Origin of the sequence: Lentisphaera profundi, assembly GCF_028728065.1 — a bacterium.
GTDB lineage: Bacteria > Verrucomicrobiota > Lentisphaeria > Lentisphaerales > Lentisphaeraceae > Lentisphaera > Lentisphaera profundi.
Genome location: NZ_CP117811.1, coordinates 355,136 through 369,829, shown reverse-complemented (window position 1 = coordinate 369,829; position 14,694 = coordinate 355,136). Strand labels below are relative to the sequence as shown.

Here is a 14,694-nt window from a genome sequence, read left to right as displayed (position 1 = left end):
CTACCCGTTGATGAAGAATTGCACATAAAACTTCTTTTATCGTTAATATTTCATTAATAAACTTGCCCTTTAAATCTTCATAATATAACTTAGCCTTTACCCGAAAAATTGTGAATTATACTCACTAAAAGAAAACTATATGAAGTTATTGATGAGGAAATGAGGAAATGAGGAAATGAGGAAATGAGGAAATGAGGAAATGAATGAAAATGGAAGGATTTCCCTTAACGGAGAAAAAATTAAAAAATCGCGTCAAAAAATGATTCTCAGCAGAGAAATGTTTGTTCAAAAAAGTATCGAACAAAAGTGTTACATGTCGATCTCCACTCTCAAACGAGCAGAGTCAGGCGCAAAAGTATATTACAATACAGCTATTGATATTGCTAAAGTTTTAAAGGTTGAAGTCACAGAATTACTTACAGAAGAAACTCAACTTGAGCCTACAAGATTTATTACTAGAACAATATTATTGCAAGATTCCACTGAATTTTTAAATGATAATCTTAATAAACAAAAAAATTCCTTAATATATCTAAAAGGGGAGGCTGGAATTGGAAAGACTCATTTCATTAAGAAATTCATCAATTCTCTCTCACCTAATTCGTACCAACGCATCTACTTGACTGTTCAAATACGACAAACAACAAAACCAGACCTTATAAAAAATCTTTTAAAACAACTTCTTTTTAAGATCAAACCTCATACATTAGATAACACTCTTTCAATTGAACAAGCCATCAAGAGTCTGAATATAAGTATACAATTTAAAAACTACTTAAATAAAATCTTGCAGACTAAGCATCAATCACCTATTATTGGTGTGGATTTTAGTGATAAAGTATATTTGGAAACTGAGTTAATCTTAACTCTATGTCACTCTCTCAGCACAAACGCCATTATTATTTTTGAAGATTTACATTTTGCTCCACAAAACGTCTTAGATTTCCTGAAAATACTAATATCACAAGCACACAAATACTTCTGTGATTTCATTTTTAGTAGTCGTTTGACTGGTGACCCTTCAGATTTATTATTAAATAGTAATGTTTTAAATATTAATTGTAAAACTATTGAGTTAGACAAATTAAGTGACGTAGAAATAAAATCTATTACCGATACATCACCTCAAATCTCGGAAGAATACAAAAACACATGTATAAGCCTCGCCGATGGCAATCCTCTTTTTCTCGAAATGCTTTTGAACCAGTACCCACAGGTGCTTGAGACCATTCCTCCGACATTGAGTATACTAATAAAAGAAAAGCTTTTATTATTTTCTAACAATGAACTTAAGTTTATCAAAACAGCTTCCGCTATGACAGGCACCTTCTCTCTGGAATCCATTAAAAAGATATGCTCTTTTGATGAATTTAATCCCGCTCGGACTGTTGAATTAAAATTCTTCAAACAATTGGATAATGATTCATTCACCTTTTATCATGGTCTAGTTCATTTAATTGTTTACCGTAATATTCCACCGATAGAAAAAGTATCGATTCACAAGAATATCGCTCAACACTTTCAATCTTTGGATAAAAACAATTATGCCTACCATTTAGAAAAATCAATGATGCTTAAAGACGCCTCTATTATTCTCGAAGGATCGGCTAAATCACTTATTGATCAACAAGAATATTCTGAAGCTTTATTAAAAGTTAATACCGCTATATCACTTCAGGTCAACACCAGGTCCTTTTCTCTCTTTTTTTTGAAAGGAACTCTACTGAAACTGTTAAACATCCCTACCAAAGCTATTAAAGTACTTAATATCGCATTAAGTCTTTCTCAAAAAAATGAAGATCTAATTAAAACATATCTCGAATTAATAGAAATTTATCTAATTAATCGCCGTACAGACAAAGCCCACGACATGCTTAAAAAAGCACTTGAAATTCATTATGAAACGGACTCTGATAAAATTCGATTAAAACTTAAAAAATTCGAGAAGCACATTGCCAATCTGAATGCATCTATGTATGAAATGAATAAAGAATTAGACTACTCATGTCCAGATTCACTCAATAATTTAATTGCATCAGTACCTAAGCCGATAAACTGTATTAATTTGAAAAATAGTTCGGGTCACTATAAGGTTGGACTTGTTAATTGTGATAAGATTAAAGACGGTGTTTTAAAAACCTCTATTATGGCTTTGGATGAGATAAATTTTAATGGTGGTCTTCTTAATAAACAGATAAAATACGAGATTTTTGATGACTTCACACAGCTTACAAAGAAAAAAATTCATACTATTATTTCTTGTTCGACATCAAATACGAAGGCACTTGTAGAGGATATTAATAATCATAATGATAGTCTAACCATCTATCCTTTTAACCACGAAGGAATGGAACACCTTAATAATGTTCTATACACTGGCTCAACGAGCAATTTGAACTCCTCACCACTAATTGATTGGTTCGTAAATAAGAAAGACTCGGATACTTTTTACCTTCTTGGCTCGGACGACATTCAACCCATCATCATAAACAAACACCTCACTGAGACGATTAAAAGCTATGGTTGCACCATCCTTGCAGAACAGTACGCAGCTCTTGATGAACTTAACTTTGACAGGATAGTAGCAGACATCAAAAGACAAAGACCTGCAGTAATTATTATAACACTTACTAGCCTTGCTAGTAACATCTCTTTCTTAAAGAAATTCCACGACTGTGGCTTGGCTGACTTGAATATAAAAGTTGCACCTCTTAACTTAACCGATGATGATCTTGTTAAAATCCCCCATGAGTATTGCATCGGTTTGTATGGAATAGGAAATTACTTTCAAAATAATAACAATCCTATAAACGATAATTTCATTCAACGATATAAATCAAAATATAATAATCATGATCGGATAGGTCGCTTTATGGAGTCTGCCTATTGTGGCATTCAATTATGGGCAAAAGCGGTGCAACGTGCACAATCATTCTCTCTCGAGAAAATAAAAGTTTCTCTAAGAGGTTCTTCCTTCCTTGGTCCAGGAGGCTTGACATATATTGACGAAAACAATGATTACATTTGGAGACATGTACATATTGCACATGTAGAAGATGATGGAGAATATCACATAAAATGGACATCGCCACGTCCTATTTCACCTCAACTTCGTCCTCGCACTAAGACGAAATCAGAGTGGAGTAATTTTTTAAGAAAAACAAAAGCTCGATGGGATACGAATTGACTCGTATACTGTGAGTAACGTTTTCACTACTTCAAATAATATAATTTCATCAAAAACCTCTATTTTATCTAGTAGTGCAATGGAAGCCTATGATAAAATAAATCACCAAAAGACCTTATTCCTTTTTAACCTAAGCAATTTTTACGTTGAGGGTAAAGCCGAAGACAATGAGCTTGTAAAACATGATAAATCTAAAGACAAGCGCAATCAAAATGCCCTCATAAACTTAGCCCTTATCGTTGATGAGCATGCCCAACCTATAAAAAGCGAGGTTTTTGAGTGTATATAGGAGTGCCAATAAAATACCCGAATTTAAAGATGAATTCTCTCCGAGGCTGGGCTTTAAGTAGATTAGCAATACTAAGGGTCAGACGATCCACCTCAAAAAAATTGGTAATCAAGTTCTTTGCCGCAGTGAAGCGCGTGAAGAGAAAGACAAGCTATGCGTGAGCAAAAAATTAAGCGCGCAAGCAAAAGCTTAGATACACTGCTTAAATCAATTAGCTCAGGGCGAGTGAAAAATCGACGACAATCCATGAGCGTTTAGGAAGAATCAAAAAAACATACAGTGGCTTCCATAAACTTTTGAGCTCAATCTTACCGAAAATCACTCAAGCCTCACTTATACAATTAAGCCGACAGAAACTCATTTGACAGGGTGCTACATCAGGATTTGATGGCAATGAAGAACTCATTTGGAGGACTTACACGACTCTCACTCTGTTCGAGATTGCCTTTTGCTCAATAAAAACTGATCTAGGGATTCGTCCCGTTAATCATCAAGGCTCACTTGTTCCTCTCCATTTTAGCTTATCATTTACTAGCGAATATTGAGTATCGCCTCTTATTGGCATGTGAACCACAGAAATGGCATGAACTACGCCTTAGCCTTCAGAACCACCGACGCTCCAGCCTGCAATGGAAGGAGGAATCTATTTCTACTTGCTTCAAAAACATCCGCACACTTCCGGAGCTAGTTCACATGGACACCTATTCCCATCTAGCTATTAAAAACCCGCACAAGTATATGGTGTTTCAGTAAAATGTAGTACTGAAAAAGTAATTCTTGTTGATTAACAATGTCTTATGACTCTAAATGGGAGGGAGTTGGATTAATAATTTGTAAAAAAATGAAGATTCACCTAAGTATCATTATCTGACCCATAGATGAACCATCGCTTTTATTGTGCCCATTCTTTGTACACCATAAGTTTAATTAAGAAGCAAGCTGGAGAAGTAAATAAAATTGAAAGTGAGTTAATTAATATAGATAAAAAAAAGACTATGGAGGCTATGATGAAACATTTGCTATGGATTGTAATGAGTTTATTTTTAATGGGCTGTGTATTCAGCACTACGCCAGGAGAAATCGCAGTAATCGAGTATAACTCTTCGCGGAGTCATGCACTTATTAAAAATACTGACACCACAAGAATGCAAGTTTTAGAAAATGAACTGAATAACATTAAAAAACGAGGCTTAGAAGTTAATTATTCTCTACTTTCTATTTCTATGAACCAAAGAGTAAAAGATGTTTTCATTATGAAAGAAACTGAAACTGAAATAAGTAGTTTTAAGGAAATTACTTTTGGAGATATTCACGAATCCGTTAATTATTTGATTTCTGAAATTAACGACGGCGAAAAAATAGATTATTCTCAGTCCCTCGATTTATTCAGAAATCATTTATATGATTATGTTGCAAGTAAGGATATTCTATTATTGAATGTTGGAAAAAGCTCTTTTTTTGGACAGGAAACAAAGGATGATACTTTCAGTATGGTCGTTGCCTACGACCGAATCCATCACAATGTTTTATTGATCGAAGTAAATGGTAATAAACAAACTAAATATTGGGTACATTATAAAAACCTTTTTGATACGGCAATGACTCGTAGAAACCAATACCATTGTTCCTCTGGTTGGTTAGAACTGAAAAAAATCCGATATTCGAAATTTCAAAAAAACGATAAGCTTCAGGCCCACAAATAATAAATATAACCCCCTCGCCTCCAGAAATCCTTAAGGGCTGTCCCAATGCCATAAACATAGATTTAACTCATTTACATTCAGTGAGATAGGATTATATTATCATGGCCCACTAAGGGTCTATAACATATAAAAAAGGTTGAGTATGATAAATTCACGAAAATCTGACGCGAGGAAAGTCCTTAGCCAACCCAAGTGACATACATTTAATACACAGTATTTTAAGTGAAGTTCAATCTGAAAACCTCATTCAGGAGCATAAAACCTCCGCTGCGCATTTCACTCGTTCAAGCCCCTTGAATTTCCCCACACTTTTTTGGCAATTACTTCAATCAAACCAAAGCTATTCCAGTGCCTTGCGTTCAAGCTTTAATCCTGATAATTTAAGCCCTGAAAAAACTCCTATACCTCAAGCTTATAGCCAAGCGCGAAAAAAGATTCACCCTCGTGCATTCACTGCAGTCGATAAGCTTTTACCTAATAGTTATTACAAATCTATCAACCCAAATTTCAAAAACTTTTGTGGCTTTCGAGCCATAGGTGTTGACGGGAGTAACATGCGCTTAGAAGATAGTGCTTATAACTGACATGATTCGTCATTATAAACACATAGGGATCGATATAAGGTAAGCTCCTTGAAAAGGAACAAGCACCATCTGCTCGTTGCTCTCTTTTATATGATCTCTTGAACGAGCTTGCTATTGATGCCCAACTAAACCCCACCGCATTTACTGAAATGGAAATGCTCATAGGACAATTACCTCAAGTTCACACAAACGATGTACTTGTTATGGATCGCGGTTACAACTGCTATTGGTTCTATGCCTTACTTTGTTCATTGGGAATAAAGTTTATTATTCGTTCCCAAACAAACCATAAACCAGTTCAGAAATTCATAAAAAGTAACAAAGGGGTGATGTCGCCACTTTTAAAAGACCTTCTAAATTGACCTCATCAGAAAGGCATCAGGCTTTAATAGATAAGGCTGGCGTTAACGATATTAAATCTTTAGAACTTCGCCTCATTCGCTATCATTTGACTGATCCAAAAGGAGCTGAAACAACTTACATAATGGTCACCAATCTCATGGATCAAGAAACTTACCCAACAGTAGAATTTAAAGCCATATACAAAGCTCGTAGGAGAATTGAAGGAGCATTCAAAACTTACAAAATAAGCGTGGAGATTGAGCACTGGTCGGGGCTCTCATGGCTCACTGCTCAACAAGACTTTAATTCCAGTATTTTACTGGTAAATATGACGCGTGTATTTTCCTTTCAAGTCGACGAAGACATAAAAGAACAAAGCCATAAAAAGCTTAAAAATGGGGAAATAAAAAAGCTTAAAAGCTCAATATTACAGAAGCAATTCGCTGTTTTCGGTCATTCGCTAGAAGTGTGATTCACGACTTGTATTTTAATAGCATAAAACATCTTCGCGGCTTCTGTGAAACTACTAAACACCAAGTTATATATATTCGTGATGGCAGGCAATTTTCTTATGCTCGGAATAAGAGTGAAAAACGTTTTTATATGAGCTACAAAACCAGTGTTTAGTGTTGAAAAATAAAGACTTGTAGATTTACTGAAGAAAAAACCCAGGGACGAACACAGGAGATTATTAGCTATTTTTAGAGTGAATCACCAAAAATCAGCCTGTTCAGCGACTCATTTATTGGCGCAGCTCAAGAAATCCCAGAATCACTCGATCAAGGCATTGAATGGGGGTAGAGAATCAGTTCGAATACTATTATTTATTAGTCAATTTTTCTGGCTGATTATTTTCCCCGCCTCTTAAATTTATGGCATTGGGGCTGTCCTTTTGCGACTCGCTGCCCACATGCCACCCAAATTTGTCGTGACGAGTACCCCAACTCGTGAAACATAGTGATAACCACCAAGTCGCCTGCCATCATTTAAAACAAATGTAAAGCTTACTTCCCGAACCAGGAATATTGCTTTTACTTTAAATAAAGCTGTTACTGATCCTTTTTCAAAAAAAAGTCTCTTGTATCGAATAGTTTCAAGTCATACTTTTTATTAACAAACGACCTAAACGACTTGTAGGGGTATTCCCTGAAAAGATGAAAAGATGAAAAGATGAAAAGAGGTTACTATGAAATTATTAATATGGATTGTCATGAGCACACTTTTAGTTGCTTGTGTATTACAAAGTACTCCTGGGGAAATCACAGTTATAGACCAAGATTCTTCCCATTCTGAAAATCTAATGAAAGATGCAAATTGCAAAAGAATAGAAGGTATAGAAAATGAGATTCATGATGATAGAAAACGAGGGAAAAATATCAAGTACTCATTACTCTCAGTATCTTTTAACCAATTGACTAAAGACGGTTTTATAATGAAAGAAACTGAAGTTGAAATAAGTAGTTTTAAAGAACTTTCTTTTTCCGAAATTCACGAATCAGTCAATTATTTAACTTCAGAGATTAAAGATGGTAAAGAGATCGATTATTACCAATCACTTGACCTATTCAGAATACACTTATCTCATTACGGTGATCGCAATGACATTTTGTTATTTAATATTGGAAGAAGTTCTTTTTATGGAGAACAACCTAAAGGACATATATTTAGTGTTATGGAAGCCTATGACAAAATCAACCACAATGTTCTACTTGTAGAAATCGATGGGGATAAACAAACTAAATACTGGGTGCATTACAAGAATCTCTTAGATACTGTAATGACCCGACGCGAGGAGTACTGTTGTCCATCTGGATGGATAGAAATCACAGAAATACCTGATTAAAAAAAATTGCTCCTACTAATTAATGCCCTTAACATTGGCAAGGCAGACTTCCCCAAAAGTTGGTGAGTACGAAATCAAACTAATCCCCATTAAGTTTCCCTCACGAGGACAACTAGGAAATATCAGGGGATTAATACTAGAGAAAACCCCCTCATCTTCATATAGAATCCAGGCACAAAAAAAGGCTCGCTTTAAACGAGCCCTTCATAAAATCGAGTCGCTTTAGGCTTCTACTTGGCAAATACTCACTTCACCTTTCGTCGTCCGTAAAAAACGCGCTAGTGGGTAAGTACAATTAGGATCCTCGAGTGCTTCACTGAGAATCTTTCCCTTATCGCTATCGAGAGAGCCCTTAAAGAGCACAACCGTTTTTTTCGAGCGAGTCAAGGCATTCATTGTCCAACTCCAACGCTCTTTAGGCTCATAAGAAGCCGTCGCGCGAACGAGCCATTCGGTATCTTTACCTTCAGTCTCTAAAGCTTCTGAACCTGGAAACAAACTCGCAATATGGCCATCGTCACCAAAGCCCAACAAAAGTAAATCTGCCTCAGGAAGGCTGTCTTCACTAATGCACTGCATATAGCCTGAAGCCATTTCTTCATTATCCGCAAATGGTAATGGCACGAGATCGTCTTCTCCTAAAAGGTCGCGAACTGTACCGAAATTACTTCCTGGATCCTCGTAAGAAACCAAGCGCTCATCATTCCATGTCCAAGTCGTTTTTCCGTTCAAAGCACCTAAGTCATTGAAACTTTGGATGAGTGGTGGTAAAGTCGATCCACCAGATAGCACAACTAGCCCACCAAGAGATGCTTCTAATTCTTTTGCTAAGCCCGCAAAACTATCATATTTCTTTATTTTATGCATTATCACTTATTCTCCTTGAGTATTTTGGCATGTAAATTAAAGTGAAGACCATAATTTTAAACAGCTTTCATGCATAAACTTTAGGAATTAATTATGAATACAGCACTTGCCTTCCTGGGTACACCAGAAATCGTTATGATCGTCGTTGCAGTACTCCTTATCTTTGGACCTAAAAAAATTCCACAACTTGCGCGCTCACTCGGTAAAGCTAAACGTGAATTTAATGAAGCCAAAAGTGCTTTCAATGACGCCGTTGATGACGAAGAAACTAAAGAAGAACCAAAAAAGATTGCTCCTCCTGCAGAAGAAGACATCGTAACTGATGAAAAACCCACTGCAAAAGATGAAGAAAAAGAAGCCGCAAAAAGCGAATCCAAATAATTCTCCTTTAACCAAACCAAATTTCTCGCCACCCTATAATCATGGGGTGGTGTTTTTTTCTTGACTATGAATAATCACACCGACCCACACGATTTTGACCACGACGAAGAAAGCGAGCGCAACCTCCAAGAGATGGGACTCCTAGATCATTTAAATGATCTGCGCGTTTGCCTTTTCAAGGCTTTAGTTGCTTTACTTATCTTTTTCCCTTTTGGCGCCTTTATGTCGAAGCCGCTTATTGGTCAGTTGACTTCCATGACAAAAGTCCCCACACTTCAGGCAATCATGCCTGCAGAAACTTTTATGGAACAATTAAAAGTTGGTCTCATTATTGCTGGCTTTATGTTGATTCCCTACCTCACTTACCTCGCCTGGAACTTCATTTGTCCTGCCCTCTATGAGAAAGAGAAAAAATGGGGGAAAAACGTCGTTGTTAGTTCTACTTTATTGTTCTTAGGAGGCTCTGCATTTGCCTACTTCCATATCCTCCCAGCAACGCTCGACTTCTTCTACTCACAAGACATCCCCGGCGTCGAATATAAACCGCGTCTTGCGAGCGTTACTAGTTTCGCATTACAAATCTGTGGTGCATCAGGGCTCATGGCGCAACTTCCCGTAATCACCACTATCCTCTACGCACTCAATATTGTTAGCCTCGAAAAATTGCGCTCTTCGCGAAGTTTGGTTTTCATTTCCATCCTCGTTGTATCAGCATTACTCACGCCACCAGATATTTTCTCTCAATGTATGATTGGTATTCCCGCTTATGTCATCTTTGAGATCAGTTTGTTTTTATGTGGCTTGATTGAAAGTAAACGCGAAGGCAAAAGCATTCGCCAAAAAATCCAACAAGCGGTCATTGCCCTTATCGTTTTACTGACTGGCGGTGCCTATTTAATGATTAGCGGCGCCGAATACCTTGAACAACTCAAGAAAGATCGCACCGCTCCAGTAACCCAATTAAGTAATGACGATGTACAAGAACTCATTACTGATCCTGAATCCCGATTAAAGCTCTTTTCCACTTTAGAACAAAGCGACTTAGAAAAAGATGATCGCGTCCAACTCCTCACGGAACTAGCTAAACACTGGGACACACTCAAGGGTATTGAACGCGCCCGATTAGTTCAATCCAACTTTATTCTTGATATTCAAGAAGAAACACAAAGTTTCGATGTAGAGCTCAAAAATTATATTAATTTACCCATCAATTTCCGTGCTCAATGGGCTTTTGAACTCAATGGCCAAACCTACTTATGGCCCAATAATGAGCTCATCTACCAATACAATTTTCGCGAACAACGCAGCTTAGATTCGATGACTCTAAACAATATCAATCAAATTATTTCCGCATTCAAAAACGCTAGTCAATGGCCCAAAATCAAAGCTAAGCTTCTCATTTTAGAAGCCAAAAACTTAGATGGCTCTGACTTAATCGAACTCCATCAAATATCCCAAGCCACACCAACCCCAGCTGTTAACCCACAGGCCGAAACTAGTGATTGATTTTCTCAAAAAATACTGCCGCCCAGAAACTATTTCCCACGCTCAAAAAATGGCCGATGCAGGCTTAGTTATTGCATTGAGCCAACGCCCGAATGGTTTCAACGCCAAAGTTGCCGCTCAACGTGGTCGCTTATTGCAAGTCGACATCACCTTGAGCCCTGAGCAAGTACATAATCGCTGCTCATGTGGCGTTAGTGGCTCACCCTGTGAACATGCCGCTGCAGCACTACTTGCTTGGGAAAAACGTTTCCCTGATAGCGCAAAATTTTTTCTCAGTACTAAAGAAGAAGATCTCGCACCCTCGCAGCCACCTATCACTATCAGTCGTTCTAGCACACCTTCTCTCGAGAGTTTATTATTAAACCTCAACCAAAAGAAAGCTGGATTAGACGTTTTTGTCACTGCCCTCAATCCCACGCTCTATAATTTAGAAATCAATATTACTTATGAGAAACGAAAGTTTTCCTCCTCGAATTTCAAGAGCTTAATTGAGACCGGCACTGGCCCTGCAAAACTCACCATAGATAATTTCGATATCGATGATAGAGAAATCATGAACCTACTCGCCGATCTCCCCAAAGAAGGTCGCCTATGGATCGTAAAACCAAGTCTCTTGAATCGCATCCTCAAACTTCGTCAAGGGAAAGACATAAAGTTAGAAGGTGAAATCGTTCAAGTGATCAGCGAGGATCTCCATGCTGGCTTACGTCGCCTCCCGGAAAACGATGGCTTTGCTATCATTCCTGCTTTCCAGCTCGACAGCTTAGTTGATGTCAGTGACTTTGATTTGCTTTACCTTAACGATGGCATTTGGGCTATGCTCAATAATAATATCTGGAAAGTGAACGATAAACTCCCTTATAAAACCATGAAAAAATGGTTTGATGATGGCAAAATTCATCTCTCACGTTTGCCTGAAGGCGACTTTATTCTCCCCCTATTTGAAGATAGTAACGAAGTCATCAAAGATCAGGCCCTCCAGCCTCGCCTCATACTCGGCTGGCAGGATATCTCAGTTAAAATGGACCTTTTCTTTGATTATGGCGATGTTCAATGTCGTTATAACGAAGCAAATTACGTCATCCCTTCTGGCAATAAAACCATTTGCCGCGACCGCAACCTCGAGGCAGAATTTATCGAAGCCATAATCAAACTTGGCTTTGAAGAAGAAAATAATTATTGGTGGATTCGCGGCTTCGATAAAATCGTGGCTTTCACTATGGCGTGGAAAGAAAACCGCCTGCCACTTTTATGGAATTTTAGCTGTACTCCATCTTTTCAAAAAGCTCTTCTCAACAATCAAGTAGCAGGCCTCACGGTCATAACTGAGAAAGAAGATAAGCAACTCATTGATGTCGACCTCAAATTTCGTTCACAAGACGACCACCTCATCACTTGGAATGACCTCCAGAAAGCGGTTCAACTCAACAAAGAATTCGTTTTCAGTGAAGATGGCACACTTATTCGCATCGAAAATCAATTAAGAGAAACTGTTTCAGCTCTACCTGAGCTCAACATGACGAATCGTGGCAAAATACAATTCCCTCGTCACCACGCACTGCTAATCAGTACGCTGCTACAGCGCTTCTTTGATCCCAGTGAAAAGTCTAGCTGGGCAGGACTTTACGACATGGTCAACGGCCAAACTGCTGATCTTAGCCAGCTCGACAAGTCTCTTACCGAAATGCTCCGTGATTATCAGGTCGATGGCCTGCATTGGTTAATCAATATGAAAAATGCCAATTGTGGCGCTATCTTAGCCGACGAGATGGGTCTGGGTAAAACTATCCAAACACTCGCCATGCTCGCGTCTCTAGACAAAACTGAGCCATGCCTCATTGTCTGCCCTTCAAGCTTAATGGATAACTGGCAAAAAGAAGCCAAGCGCTTCACTCCAGGACTTAAAACCTGTATCGTTTCAGGCGATGGTAATGAGCGTAAAAAAGTCATTGGTGAACGCTATGAATACGATATGCTCATCACTTCTTACTCACTCTTAAGACGCGATATGGATCACTACTCGAAAGTACGTTTTGATACCGTAGTTCTTGATGAAGCTCAGCATATTAAAAATCACCGTTCACAAAGCGCGCTTTCATGCAGAAGCCTAAACGCAGATAGTCGCCTAGCACTTACTGGTACACCTGTAGAAAACTCTGCTGCTGACCTCTGGTCCGTTTTTGAGTTCCTTTCTCCCGGTTTATTGGGCTCCAAGAAAAATTTCGAAGCCGCCTTCAAAGAAGATCAAGTAAATCCCAAGGCACAATATATTGCCCTCAAAAAACTTCGTCCCTTCATCCTAAGACGTCTTAAAAAAGATGTATTACCACAGCTTCCACCGAAGCAAGAACAGGTTATCGAATTCAAACTTAGCGATAAAGAACAAGAGCTCTACAAAGGCATTGCCGAAAACTTCTTGCAAGACATCCTGCAAGATAAAACCGCCTTCTCAAAACGTCGCCTAGATATCTTATCTCTGATCACACGTCTACGCCAAACTTGCTCTCACCCAGCACTTTTGCCAGAAGATTTCAATGCTAAAGAAATTGAATCCTCTAAATTCAAACTCTTCCAAGAACTCGTCGAAGAAATCCGTGACTCAAGTCATCGTGCCCTGGTTTTCAGTCAGTTCACTTCCATGCTCACTATTATGCGTAACTGGCTAGACGAGCAAGGCATCAAGTACTGCTATCTCGATGGCTCAACTAAAAAGCGCCAAGATTTGGTGGATCAATTTAATGAAGACGACAGCATTCAATTTTTCTTACTCAGCCTAAAAGCGGGTGGTACAGGGCTCAACCTTACCGGTGCTGACACAGTCATTCACTACGATAACTGGTGGAATCCAATGGTTGTTAACCAAGCAAGTGACCGTGCTCACCGTATTGGCCAAACTCGTAAGGTTAATATTATTAAACTTGTGGCGCAAAACACTATTGAAGAAAAAATCATTCAATTACAAGGAGAAAAAGAAAAGCTTTTCGATCAACTTATTGATGGCTCACTTAAATCTTCCTCTGAACTTTCTGAGAATGACATACGCTTCCTCCTAGGCTAAAAAACTAGGACTTTGACACCCTAAGGACTCCATGCTAAATTAGCTATGGAGTGTTTAGGAGGTGCCAATCATATTGGTATTTTCACTCCCTACTACAAAAAAAAATAAAAGGAGAGTGTCTTATGGAAGCACTAGCAACAGTATGTTTAGTTATTGGAATGATCATTGCTTTGGTCTTTGGTATCATATTATTAATGAAAGCATTTAAAGAATCATTGCTTTGGGGTCTCGGTTATATATTTGTCCCCTTTGTCAGCCTGTTCTTTGTGATTATGCACTGGGAAGAAGCCAAAAGTTCCTTCTTGAAGGGTTTGATTGCGGTACCATTCTACGCCTTAGGTATATTTTTAATGCCCGTCCAGTAGAGTAAAGTAAATCGAAGCACTACAGGATCTGTAGTGCTTTTACTAAAAACACTTGGAAGGATGAATCTAGCTTAAACTTATGATTTTATATGTCTTGAGTTCATTATCCAAACTCACGCAAACTTCGTCTCCGACATACTTGCCAAGTAACTCTTGCCCCAACGGCGAACGGGGAGTAATAAGTTGCACGCTATCAATGATCATACCTCCCGCCTGTGGTCCCATGAAGAATTGAATGATTTTGCCATCTTCATCTTCGACTTTAATCAAGGCAGAAAGTAACACCCTTGAGTTCTGATCAAAAGTTTTAATGCGCATCGCCTGATAAGAAGTAATCTCTTCTTCAAGTTCGGCATTACGGCGCAATTGTCCCTCAACTAAGTACGATGCTTCAATAGATTTGGTGTCGTACTTACTCTTGGCAATATTCTCTTCATGAGTAGCAATCTCAGCAGTCTCATTAATCGCGTTCACCGATTCGCTATAATCTGCCTGTAAACGCTCAATAATAATTTTAAGTAATTCATTTTTATTCATAGTTATCAATGTACTCAAGCAATACAAAAACT

12 protein-coding genes and 1 pseudogene are annotated in these 14,694 nt (G+C 38.2%); 11 read left to right on the top strand and 2 right to left on the bottom strand.

Annotated elements, in window-relative coordinates:
- Nucleotides 1–199: 199 nt before the first annotated feature.
- The 7 genes and pseudogenes from PQO03_RS01395 (at nt 200) to PQO03_RS01365 (ending at nt 7,948) form a co-directional block, all read left to right on the top strand.
- Nucleotides 200–3,187, top strand: a complete 2,988-nt coding sequence (locus tag PQO03_RS01395; protein WP_274150687.1) for a transporter substrate-binding protein — start codon at nt 200–202, stop codon at nt 3,185–3,187.
- 79 nt (nt 3,188–3,266) lie between these two features.
- Complete coding sequence (locus PQO03_RS01390; RefSeq protein WP_274150686.1) at nt 3,267–3,476, top strand: hypothetical protein; 210 nt, start codon at nt 3,267–3,269, stop codon at nt 3,474–3,476.
- Between the two features lie 878 nt (nt 3,477–4,354).
- Entirely contained in the window at nt 4,355–5,179 is an 825-nt protein-coding gene (locus tag PQO03_RS01385; protein WP_274150685.1) for a hypothetical protein, read from the top strand.
- A 293-nt stretch (nt 5,180–5,472) separates the two neighbouring features.
- Nucleotides 5,473–5,763, top strand: coding sequence for a hypothetical protein (locus PQO03_RS01380; protein ID WP_274150684.1), 291 nt, complete (start codon nt 5,473–5,475; stop codon nt 5,761–5,763).
- 86 nt (nt 5,764–5,849) lie between these two features.
- Nucleotides 5,850–6,125, top strand: a pseudogene (locus tag PQO03_RS01375) (hypothetical protein); the annotation flags it as partial.
- Entirely contained in the window at nt 6,122–6,577 is a 456-nt protein-coding gene (locus PQO03_RS01370; protein ID WP_274150682.1) for a hypothetical protein, read from the top strand. The pseudogene PQO03_RS01375 and the gene PQO03_RS01370, both read left to right, overlap by 4 nt.
- A gap of 714 nt (nt 6,578–7,291) precedes the next feature.
- Nucleotides 7,292–7,948: a hypothetical protein gene (locus tag PQO03_RS01365; RefSeq protein WP_274150681.1), complete on the top strand. Its 657-nt coding sequence runs from the start codon at nt 7,292–7,294 to the stop codon at nt 7,946–7,948.
- A gap of 222 nt (nt 7,949–8,170) precedes the next feature.
- Here the strand turns inward: PQO03_RS01365 and PQO03_RS01360 are convergent, their stop codons facing one another.
- Nucleotides 8,171–8,815 (bottom strand): 6-phosphogluconolactonase, encoded by a 645-nt coding sequence (locus PQO03_RS01360; protein ID WP_274150680.1) that lies wholly within the window; start codon nt 8,813–8,815, stop codon nt 8,171–8,173.
- A gap of 93 nt (nt 8,816–8,908) precedes the next feature.
- Between PQO03_RS01360 and PQO03_RS01355 the strand changes: the two genes are divergently transcribed.
- The 4 genes from PQO03_RS01355 to PQO03_RS01340 all read left to right on the top strand — a co-directional run bounded on the left by PQO03_RS01355 (nt 8,909) and on the right by PQO03_RS01340 (nt 14,125).
- Complete coding sequence (locus tag PQO03_RS01355) at nt 8,909–9,196, top strand: Sec-independent protein translocase subunit TatA/TatB (protein ID WP_274150679.1); 288 nt, start codon at nt 8,909–8,911, stop codon at nt 9,194–9,196.
- A gap of 66 nt (nt 9,197–9,262) precedes the next feature.
- The gene (gene tatC / locus PQO03_RS01350; protein WP_274150678.1) at nt 9,263–10,702 is read left to right on the top strand and encodes a twin-arginine translocase subunit TatC; all 1,440 of its coding nucleotides are present in this window, start codon (nt 9,263–9,265) and stop codon (nt 10,700–10,702) included.
- Entirely contained in the window at nt 10,695–13,760 is a 3,066-nt protein-coding gene (locus PQO03_RS01345) for an SNF2-related protein (RefSeq protein WP_274150677.1), read from the top strand. The genes tatC and PQO03_RS01345 overlap by 8 nt, the downstream gene beginning before the upstream one ends.
- A gap of 122 nt (nt 13,761–13,882) precedes the next feature.
- Nucleotides 13,883–14,125: a hypothetical protein gene (locus PQO03_RS01340; RefSeq protein WP_274150676.1), complete on the top strand. Its 243-nt coding sequence runs from the start codon at nt 13,883–13,885 to the stop codon at nt 14,123–14,125.
- Nucleotides 14,126–14,191: 66 nt separating this feature from the next.
- On the opposite strand, the gene PQO03_RS01335 is transcribed toward PQO03_RS01340, so the two are convergent.
- The gene (locus PQO03_RS01335) at nt 14,192–14,662 is read right to left on the bottom strand and encodes a GreA/GreB family elongation factor (RefSeq protein ID WP_274150675.1); all 471 of its coding nucleotides are present in this window, start codon (nt 14,660–14,662) and stop codon (nt 14,192–14,194) included.
- Nucleotides 14,663–14,694 lie beyond the last annotated feature (32 nt).